At 28.8% G+C, this 10,442-nt stretch carries 13 protein-coding genes; all 13 read right to left on the bottom strand.

What is annotated here, in order from left to right; translation table 11 throughout:
* Positions 1-19: 19 nt before the first annotated feature.
* Positions 20-520: a gamma carbonic anhydrase family protein gene (locus BUA90_RS02110; RefSeq protein ID WP_072965722.1), complete on the bottom strand. Its 501-nt coding sequence runs from the start codon at positions 518-520 to the stop codon at positions 20-22.
* A gap of 30 nt (positions 521-550) precedes the next feature.
* Complete coding sequence (gene scfB, locus BUA90_RS02115; protein ID WP_072965723.1) at positions 551-1,906, bottom strand: thioether cross-link-forming SCIFF peptide maturase; 1,356 nt, start codon at positions 1,904-1,906, stop codon at positions 551-553.
* A 140-nt stretch (positions 1,907-2,046) separates the two neighbouring features.
* Positions 2,047-2,187 carry a six-cysteine ranthipeptide SCIFF gene (gene scfA, locus BUA90_RS02120; protein ID WP_072965724.1) on the bottom strand — a complete coding sequence of 47 codons (141 nt, stop codon included), beginning with the start codon at positions 2,185-2,187 and terminating at the stop codon, positions 2,047-2,049.
* A gap of 67 nt (positions 2,188-2,254) precedes the next feature.
* The gene (locus tag BUA90_RS02125; protein ID WP_072965725.1) at positions 2,255-2,650 is read right to left on the bottom strand and encodes a TIGR04086 family membrane protein; all 396 of its coding nucleotides are present in this window, start codon (positions 2,648-2,650) and stop codon (positions 2,255-2,257) included.
* Between the two features lie 90 nt (positions 2,651-2,740).
* Positions 2,741-3,016 carry a preprotein translocase subunit YajC gene (gene yajC, locus BUA90_RS02130; protein WP_094756675.1) on the bottom strand — a complete coding sequence of 92 codons (276 nt, stop codon included), beginning with the start codon at positions 3,014-3,016 and terminating at the stop codon, positions 2,741-2,743.
* A gap of 76 nt (positions 3,017-3,092) precedes the next feature.
* Entirely contained in the window at positions 3,093-4,214 is a 1,122-nt protein-coding gene (gene tgt, locus BUA90_RS02135) for a tRNA guanosine(34) transglycosylase Tgt (protein WP_072965727.1), read from the bottom strand.
* 8 nt (positions 4,215-4,222) lie between these two features.
* A complete protein-coding gene (queA, locus tag BUA90_RS02140; RefSeq protein WP_072965728.1) occupies positions 4,223-5,245 on the bottom strand; it encodes a tRNA preQ1(34) S-adenosylmethionine ribosyltransferase-isomerase QueA in 1,023 nt (340 codons plus the stop codon).
* A gap of 11 nt (positions 5,246-5,256) precedes the next feature.
* Positions 5,257-6,900, bottom strand: a complete 1,644-nt coding sequence (locus tag BUA90_RS02145; protein ID WP_072965729.1) for a SpoIID/LytB domain-containing protein — start codon at positions 6,898-6,900, stop codon at positions 5,257-5,259.
* A gap of 19 nt (positions 6,901-6,919) precedes the next feature.
* Positions 6,920-7,132 carry a DUF2905 domain-containing protein gene (locus tag BUA90_RS02150; protein WP_072965730.1) on the bottom strand — a complete coding sequence of 71 codons (213 nt, stop codon included), beginning with the start codon at positions 7,130-7,132 and terminating at the stop codon, positions 6,920-6,922.
* Positions 7,111-8,160, bottom strand: coding sequence for a Holliday junction branch migration DNA helicase RuvB (gene ruvB, locus BUA90_RS02155; RefSeq protein ID WP_072965731.1), 1,050 nt, complete (start codon positions 8,158-8,160; stop codon positions 7,111-7,113). The genes BUA90_RS02150 and ruvB overlap by 22 nt, the downstream gene beginning before the upstream one ends.
* A gap of 18 nt (positions 8,161-8,178) precedes the next feature.
* A complete protein-coding gene (ruvA, locus tag BUA90_RS02160; RefSeq protein ID WP_072965732.1) occupies positions 8,179-8,781 on the bottom strand; it encodes a Holliday junction branch migration protein RuvA in 603 nt (200 codons plus the stop codon).
* 215 nt (positions 8,782-8,996) lie between these two features.
* Positions 8,997-9,701, bottom strand: coding sequence for a BofC C-terminal domain-containing protein (locus BUA90_RS02165; protein WP_072965733.1), 705 nt, complete (start codon positions 9,699-9,701; stop codon positions 8,997-8,999).
* A gap of 319 nt (positions 9,702-10,020) precedes the next feature.
* Positions 10,021-10,152 carry a hypothetical protein gene (locus tag BUA90_RS12680; RefSeq protein WP_278301735.1) on the bottom strand — a complete coding sequence of 44 codons (132 nt, stop codon included), beginning with the start codon at positions 10,150-10,152 and terminating at the stop codon, positions 10,021-10,023.
* Positions 10,153-10,442 lie beyond the last annotated feature (290 nt).

Genomic DNA, 10,442 nt, shown 5'->3' on the forward strand with positions numbered 1-10,442 from the left:
TTACAGAATAAAATTTATTCTATAAATAATCTTTTGCAAGCTCAACATAATGAATTGCAGATTGTTTAAGATTCTTTATCTCTTCATCTGTCAGTTCTCTAACAACCTTACCCGGCGAACCAATTACTAATGAATTTTTAGGCACTGTCTTTCCCGGAGGAATTAATGCCCCTGCACCTATAATTACATTATCTTCTATTACTGCTCCATCAAGTACTATTGCACCCATACCCACGAGTACATTGTTTCCTATTGTACAAGCATGAACTATTGCTCCATGTCCAATTGTACAATTTTTTCCTATAACAGTAGGCATTTCACTATTTATATGCACTACACAATTATCCTGAATATTTGTATTTTCACCTACCTCAATATAATTACCATCCCCTCTCAATACACTTCCAAACCAAATATTAACATTTTCTTTCAATGTAACTCTTCCAATAATTTGAGCAGTTTCAGCAATAAAACAGCTATTATGAACATCAGGCTCATAATCTTTATACTTTATTATCAAAGATTATCCCTCCAAACTTCTTTAGTAGCTTTATATATCCATACTTAGTTTAGCCTTAATATATAGAGAACATTCTATTCTCTTTTTCTCCATTTCACATCCTAAATCATAAGGAATGTGTATATCATTATTAAAATTATATGCATTAGCATGACAGCCGCCACTGCAATAAAATTTTGCCCAACATTCACTACATTTTTCTTTATTATAAACATGTGCATTATTAAATTTTTTACCTATTTCTTTATTAACTATACCTTCGTTTACATTCCCCATTTTAAATTCTTCATTTCCAACAAATTGATGACAAGGATATATATCTCCTTCTGGAGTTATAGCTAAATATTCTGAACCTGCTCCACATCCCACTAATCTCTTTATTACACAAGGCCCTTGATTTAAGTCTATCATAAAATGAAAGAAATTAAATCCTTTGCCTTCTTTTTCCCTCTTTATAATCTCTCTTGCTAAATTTTCATATTGCGAAAAAATTTCAGGCAAATCATCTTCTGTCAATTCATAACCAACTCCCGGCTCTGCTACAACTGGTTCTACAGAAGTATGTTTAAATCCTAAATCAGCTAAGTGTAAAACATCTTTTGCAAAATCTATATTATATTTTGTAAATGTTCCCCTAACAAAATAACTCTTATCTTTTCTCTTTTCCACTAATTTTTTAAACTTAGGAATTATTATATCATACGTTCCTCCACCATTTATTGTACATCTCATTTTATCATTTACTTCTTTTCTTCCATCTATACTAAGCACGACATTATACATATTTTCATTGATATAGTCTATAATATCGTCATCTAACAATACACCATTTGTAGTGATTGTAAATCTAAACCTCTTATTAGCTTCTTTTTCTCTCTTTCTTCCATACTCGACTAATTTTTTAACAACTTCAAAATTCATAAGAGGTTCTCCACCAAAAAAGTCAACTTCCAAATTCCTTCTGTTTCCAGAATTCTCTATAAGAAAATCTAAAGCTTTCTTGCCTATTTCTTCACTCATAAGACTTCTATCACCTTTAAAATCTCCTTGTGAAGCAAAGCAATATTTACATCTTATATTGCAGTCATGTGCTACATGAAGACAAAGAGCTTTTATAACGGGTTTTCTATTTTTTAATATTGTATCATTTATATATGAATCTTTACTATATAAAAGCTCATTTTCCTCTAATTCTTTAATTTCTCTTATAGCTTCTTTAATATCTTCTACACTGTATTTATTAGAAAGTAAATTTTGAATTTCTTCTTCACTTTTTAATTTATAATAATCAAGAACATCATATACAATATCATCTATCACATGTACTGCTCCACTATTTACATCAATTACAATGCACACATCGTCTATTTTAAATTTGTGTATCATAGTCTTTTTCCTCCTAAAAAAAATATCCCTTTCTATTATAAATTTCCAATACTTATGTTGCAAGTTAAAAATAAAATCTCAACAGAAAAAAGCAGCTTTTAAGCTGCCTCTGCTTTCATCTTCACATAATTTGTATTTTACTATCTATTTTCACATTCTTGATTTGCAACTGTACAAGATGTTTTACAAGCAGATTGACATGAAGTTTGACATTCGCCACATCCTGCTTTATGTGCAGTTTCCTTTAATGTTGCACCACTTAATGTCTTTATATGCTTCATCTTATCTCCCTCCCACTAATATGATTACTAGTAAATTATAACATATTGACAAAATTTATTGAAGATATTATTTCAAATTTACTCCTATAATTCCACCTATTCCTCCTGATACTATACCTATTATTCCTTTAATTATAACTATCTTATTTATTGAAAAATCATCAATAAATATCAAACTTAAAATAAATATTATTAAAACATACAAAGCCCCAATAGCTATACCATGTAAAAAACCCTTTTTTTTCTTTTTAACAGCAGCTAGTAATCCACTAAAAGCTATAACTAAAACTGTAACAATTGAAGATACCAAGGGAATTATAGATTCTGAAACTGATGTAAATGTAACAATAGCTGCCAATATTAAAAATATCACAAGAGCTACTGCCATAGATATAACTATACTCTTTAAATATATCAGCAGTATAAAATCATCTTTTTTTTCAGCATTACTTCCGTAAGGCATTTTTACACCTCCACAAATTTATCTTAATAAAATATATGTGGAGGAAAATCATTTAGAACTAAAAGAAAAATAGTCTTAAATTATTTTTTGTTATAAAGATTCTTTTTGTTCTTTTACTGAACCCACAGCCCATCTTTCAATCTGCAATCTAACTTTATCAGCACCTACTTCAATAGTAAGTACATCATCTTTTATTTTTATTATTTTACCATGTATACCACCTATAGTAATAATATGGTCCCCATTTTTTAAGTTTTTTCTCATTTCCTGTATCTTCTTATTTCTCTTTTGCTGAGGTCTTATCAGTAAAAAATAAAAAATTACAAAAATTGCAATAGACATAAACAGCGGTGAAAGCTGCTGCATTTTTACACTTCCCTTCATCTTATTTTTATATACAAAATACTATATTCAACAAAAAGTTAATAATTCCTCTATAAATTTATAACTCATATCCGTATTTTTCAAAAAACTCTTTTCTAAAATCTAATAATCTATCATTTTTAATAGCTTCTCTTATCTTTTCCATTAATTTTAATAAGAAATATAAATTATGATATGTAATTAATCTAGCAGACAGTATTTCATTTGCTTTAAATAAATGTCTAATATATGCTCTAGAATAATTCTTACAAGTATAACAATCACATTCTGGGTCTAAAGGTGTAAAATCATCATAATATTTAGCTTGTTTTATTACTACCTTTCCACGACTTGTAAGAGCAGTACCATTTCTTGCTATTCTAGTTGGAAGTACACAATCAAACATATCTATACCTCTAATAACACCTTCTATTAAACAGTCTGGTGTCCCAACACCCATTAAATATCTTGGCTTATCTTTAGGCATTAACGGTGTAGTATATTCAAGAATTTCATACATAAGCGGTTTCGGTTCTCCTACACTTAATCCCCCAACTGCATAACCCGGAAAATCCATTTCAATTATTTCATATGCACTTTGCTTTCTCAAATCTTTATACATACCGCCTTGTATTATTCCAAATAGAGCTTGGCTATCCTTTTTCTTATGTGCATTTTTACATCTCTTTGCCCACCTAGTTGTTCTTTCAAGAGAATTTTTAACATACTCTTTATCTGCTGGATAAGGTGCACATTCGTCAAATGCCATTATTATATCTGCTCCTAATGCATTTTCAATTTCTATAGCTTTTTCTGGACTTATAAAATGCTTAGAACCATCTAAATGAGACCTAAACTCTACCCCTTCTTCTGTTATTTTTCTTAGCTTTCCTAAACTAAAAACTTGAAAGCCACCACTATCTGTAAGTATAGGTCTGTCCCAATTCATAAACTTATGAAGTCCTCCAGCTTTATCTACCAACTCATACCCCGGTCTTAAATATAAATGATACGTATTGCTTAAAATAATTTGTGCATTAATTTCTTTCAATTCCTCAGGAGTCATTGATTTTACTGTTGCTTGTGTTCCCACAGGCATAAATATAGGTGTTTCAATTGTTCCATGAGGAGTATATATTTTTCCAAGTCTTGCTCCAGTTTGTTTACATTCTTTTATCAATTCATATTTTATCGCCATAATACATCCTCCTACTTTATAAACATTGCATCTCCAAAACTAAAAAATCTGTATTTTTCTTTAACTGCTATTTTATAGGCATTAAGTACATTTTCTCTACCTGCCAGTGCACTCACAAGCATAATAAGTGTAGATTCAGGCAGATGAAAATTTGTAATTAATCTATCTATTACTTTAAATCTATAACCAGGATATATAAATATATCTGTCCATCCACTACATTCTTTCATATGTCCATTATCACTTGCAGCAGTTTCTAAAGCTCTAGTCGCTGTAGTACCTACAGATATGATTTTTCCACCATTTTTCTTCGTTTCATTTATTATATCAGCAGTTTCCTTACTAACTATATAAAATTCAGAATGCATTTTATGTTCGTTTATATTTTCAACCTTAACAGGTCTAAATGTACCAAGTCCAACATGCAGTGTAATAAATGCTATTTTAACACCTTTATCTTTTATCTTTTTAAGCAGATTTTCAGTAAAATGCAGTCCAGCTGTAGGTGCTGCTGCAGAACCGCTATGTTTTGAATAAACTGTCTGATACCTTTCTCTATCTTCAAGTTTTTCAGTAATATACGGCGGCAAAGGCATATTTCCCAATTTATCAAGTACTTCTTCAAATATACCTTCATAACTAAACTTGATAATTCTCGTTCCTTCTTCTGCTAAATCTACTATCTCTCCTCTGAGCTCACCATCTCCAAAAGTAAATTTTGAACCTACTTTTGCTCTCTTTCCCGGCTTTACTAGTGTCTGCCATCTATCTTTGTCTATTCTTCTGAGAAGTAAAAATTCTACATTAGCACCTGTATCCTTCTGCCCGAATAACCTTGCGGGAATAACTCTTGTATCATTTAATACTAGACAATCACCTTCATCAAGATATTCTATAATGTCTTTAAATATTTTATGTTCTACATCACCTGTTTTTTTATCTAGTACCATCAATCTTGACATATCCCTTTTTTCTAGTGGAACTTGAGCAATCAATTCCTGTGGTAAATCAAAGTAAAAATCACTAGTCTTCATATGCAAAACCCCTATTCTAATTTAGTTCCTGTATAATAATGCTTTAATATTTCTTCATAAGTATAGCCAAGTTCAGCCATCTTTTTAGCACCCCATTGACTCATACCTAATCCATGTCCCCAACCTTTTCCTTTGAAAATATACTTAGACGGTTTTCCATTTATTTTTACATTTTTTTCTCCATTCGATACAAAATAATTTCCACCATCAACAATTTTAACAAAATTTTCTTTTCCTAATATATGTACATTATTTAATGATTTTCTCACTGCTTCTTTCTCTATACTAGATTTTATATAAAAACTAGCATCTGTTTCTACCGTAAAATTCATGCTTTTTATTTTACTATAACCAAATATTTTCCTAGTTTCTTCTTTTTTTAATGTCAAATCACTCAAACTTCCTTTAATCTTCAAAGACAGTACTCTGCCATTTTTTGAATATTCTTCGGGATATATACTGCATACTTGTCCAATATTAAACCCTTTTGAATTAAGCACATCTGATATTTCATCAGGAGAATAAACTTGTATCCATTTACTGTTAGGAGCATCCAACGAAAATTCATCTTCTACTCCTCTAATATATGGAATATATAAGCTCCAGACATTCTCACTATCTTCCGTATGTCCTCCACTATTTGAATGAAAAAAAGCATTTATTACTTTACCATCATATGTTAACACTTTTCCATCTGTTTCATCAACAGCCATATTACTTCTAGGTTTTTCTGCATCATATCCTCCGTAAACTTGACAATCAATACCACTGCAAAGGTCAAAACCATAATTACTATGCTTTCCCATATTAGCTACTGCATAATTTCTAGCTGCAACAGCTTGGGCTTTTAATGCTTCCAGTGGCCAATCTCCTGACATTTCTTTAGGTACAACTCCATATAGATACTCTTGTAAAGTTAAATAATTTATTACTGTAATATCACTATTTAAATATCTTTTAAAAATAACATCTCCTCTATAATTTTTGCCGTCTATATTTATAATTTGGTCACTGTCTTTTTCTACAATAGGTGTAAAATAAAAATCTCTCTCCAAAGAATTATATATTAATAAAACATTACCTCTTTTATCTAACACTTGTATTCTTTTATTGTTAGGATTTACAACTTTTAAATTTTTATTATTTACTTGTCCATAACTATTTATAAAATCTTCTGCTTCATATTTTGAGGTAAATAATCCACCCCATATTCTCCAACCATTTTCGTATACTGGATAAAATTCAATATCATAATCCTTTAAAGCTACAAGAAATTCTTCCATTTCTTCTCTACTTGAAAAGTATTCATCTATTTCCACATGAAATGGACCATATAATTTTGAAAATGAAATGCTGCTTATATCATTTACTTCCATATAAGCTCCATTATAATCAACATAATACGAATCTTTTCTTACTACAATATTTTCTTTATCAGCTAAATTTAAAAGTGTATTAAAATAATTATTATCATAAAATCCAAATTCAAATCCAGTATTTGAATGTAAATTTACAACTGACGCTGCATTTTCTCCATACCTCAGTCCTACTTTAATTGCATAAGGAATATCCTGTTTTGAAAAACCCCAGACACTAACACATGACATTAGAAAAAAAAATAAAACAATATGAGCAATAAAAATCTTTTTTCTCATAGTAACTCCCCTTTAAATTTTATCTTCTAAATATTAAATTTGATAAGAAAGTTAAAACTATACTTATAATAATACTAGTTAATAGAGGAAAATAAAAAGTAAAATTGCCCTTTTTTATATAAATATCGCCTGGAAGACGTCCTAATCCCAATTTCCCACCTAAAGTAATTACTCCTCCTATAATGATAAGTAATATCCCTAACGATATAATCATTCTTCCAATAGATTCCATAAAGTCACCTCATCTTCTTTATTAAAATCTATTCCCATATGTTCATAAGCTTTCCTAGTCAGTACCCTCCCTCTAGGAGTTCTCTTTAAAAAGCCTAATTGAAGCAGATAAGGCTCATATACATCTTCTATAGTATTTTTTTCCTCGCCAGTTGAAGCTGCCAAAGTATCTAATCCCACAGGCCCTCCGTCAAATTTTTCAATTATTGTATTTAATATCTTTCTATCGACGCTATCCAGTCCTAAATTGTCAACTTCCAACATGTTTAACGCTTTTTTAGCTATATCTATATCAATTTCACCATTTCCAACTACTTGAGCATAATCTCTAACTCTTTTTAATAATCTATTTACTATTCTAGGTGTTCCCCTGCTTCTCTTTGCAATTTCTACCGCTGCTTTTTCTGATATGGGAACATTTAAAATCCTTGCTGACCTTATGACTATAGTTTTTAAATCTTCTATATTATACAAATCAAGTTTACATATTACTCCAAATCTATCCCTTAATGGCGAAGTCAAAAGCCCTGCTCTAGTAGTAGCTCCAACAAGTGTAAACTTAGGCAAATCTATTCTTACAGATTTAGCACTTGGACCTTTTCCAATGATAATATCTAAAGCAAAATCTTCCATCGCAGGATAAAGAACTTCTTCTACATTTCTACTCAATCTATGAATTTCATCTATAAACAAAACATCGTTTTCCGATAAATTAGTTAATATGGCAGCCAAATCGCCTGGTCTTTCTATTGCTGGTCCAGATGTAACTTTTATATTTACCCCCATTTCATTTGCTATGATATTTGATAAAGTCGTCTTTCCAAGTCCGGGTGGCCCATACAATAAAACATGGTCTAATGACTCTTTTCTCATTTTTGCTGCATCTATAAATATTTTGAGTCTATTTTTTACTTTATCCTGCCCTATATAATCACTCAAATATTTAGGTCTTAAACTTCCTTCTATCTCAATATCATCAGATTTTAAATTCGGAGTTACAATTCTATTATTATTCAAATTTTTATTCATTACAATCCCTCTCTCTTACTATTTGACTAGAAGCTTTAACGCCTCTTTAATTCCATCTTCTAAAGATAAATTGTTATCTATTTTTCTTATTATGCTCTGAACCTCTCCTCTACTATATCCTAAACTCATTAAAGCTTCTAATAATTCATTATTATCTTTATTTTCCTGCACATATAGAACATTTTTATTAGTAAAATCTATATCTTTAAACTCATTTACCTTCCCTACTTTATCTTTTAACTCCAAAATTATTCTTTGAGCAGTCTTTTTTCCTATACCAGGAACTTTTGTCAATCTACTTTCATCACCGATAACTAAAATATTAATCAATTCAGTATATGGCAAAGTTGATAATATTCCAAGTGCAACCTTAGTACCTATTCCTTTAACTGTTTTTAATAAGTCAAAAACTTTCAACTCTTTTCTATCAAAAAATCCACACAAACTAATATCATCTTCTCTAACTATCATCTGAGTATATATTATAACATTTTCTTTTTTTTCATGTAAATTCATCATTGTATAGTTTGAAGTATAAATTTTATAACCTATACCATTATTTTCTACAACTATATAATCTTCTCCAAAATGACTGACTTTTCCCTTTATGTAATCTATCAACAAAATCACCTCATCAAAGTCTTTAAACATTAATTTTTTTAGTTAATTGCCATTATATTCTACTATACCTGTCTAAAATATTTCAATCCCTGTCTACAATTTAATTTTCTTTACTCTTTTATTCAATAATTCTTTCTCAAACATATATTCGATATAAATACATACTTTTCCTGCTTTTTTTAAATATAAAAAAAGATGTACTTAATTTAGTACATCTAACTGCTATAATCTTCTATTATACTCATAACTTCATCTAAACTTTTAACTAAAATTCCTTTTTCAAGTTTATGTTTATCTACTTCACTTAATACTGATAAAGGTATTTCAGTTTTTTGATAAAGTACTTTTTCACCAAATTCATTTATTTTATAAATCGTTATGTATCCATCTTTGTTTTGAATTAAATAATAATTTGGAATATATCCATCTTTTTCTTTGAACAAAGTTACAAAATTGGTAGAAATATTTTTTATTTTCCAATCAGAATAATTTTTTTCGATATAGTCTTGAAATTCTCTTAAAGTCATACCAACAAGTGTAATAGGCACTTTAACTTTGTCTTTCACTATCTCTCCTGTCTTTTTATACAATATGTTAAATATTATTTCGGTATCTTTATTTACTAACTCCTTTTTTCTCAAATCATCTTGATTTTCTTCATTTGTCAAATTATCTTCAAGTATTTTTTCACTAACTATTTCTACACCTCCATCGTTTTTATCATTTTTGTCCGTTTTTTCTATATTTTTAATTTTTTCTATCGACTTATTTTCTTCACCTTTACTTATATAAGGTATTTCATCAGCTTTTTTATTATTTTTCGAAAAATATCCATACGTAAGAACTGAAAGCAATAAAATCACACTAAAAAAACTAACTATTCTTCTTTTCCTTCTTTTTTTATAACTATTATAATACATTTGACTCTCTCCTTATCTTTAGTATTTGACAATTTACTTATCAAATACAAATATAGAAACTTTTACTAAAATCATCTAGTATTCTAGCCATTTTAAATTTTTTTATACAAAAAAATGAGATAGAACTAAAATCTATCTCGACTTTTTAAACAATTAATTTTTTTTCTAAAACAATTTCATTTTAAAGAAATTATTGACAATTATTGTCGTTTTTAGTAGAATAATAATTGAAATATGTCTAACACTACTAATCATTGAACCTTTTTAGGTTCTATCTTTTTATAAGTAAACATTTATTCAAACAAAAAGCCTACAACTGCTAATTATGCAATTGCAGGCTTTTTTTACTTATTTTCTTTTTTGCTCTTTCAAATTCAATCGTTTGATTGATAGCTTCCAAATATACTTTGAATTCCTTAATACTTCCTGTAAAAATTAATATTTTCTGCATTTTATCCTCCTTTTAAAGTTAATACTTATCATCATCTATGACAATTTATATGTTCTTTATCTCAATTTTATTCTTGTCTATTTTTTACTTACAAAACAAAAATTATTTAAATATACTATAAAAACTCTGATGCTTAACTGCCACCAGAGCTTTATTTTATATCATGTAATTATTAACTTTTTATAAAACCGTTGACTTATATCTATAAAAACCTTATAGAAAGCAACGCATACCTATAAATCTTTATAGATTTATAAATCTTATCCGATACTTCTATTATGAGGCTATAA

This window comes from Caminicella sporogenes DSM 14501 (assembly GCF_900142285.1).
GTDB classification, from domain to species: domain Bacteria; phylum Bacillota; class Clostridia; order Peptostreptococcales; family Caminicellaceae; genus Caminicella; species Caminicella sporogenes.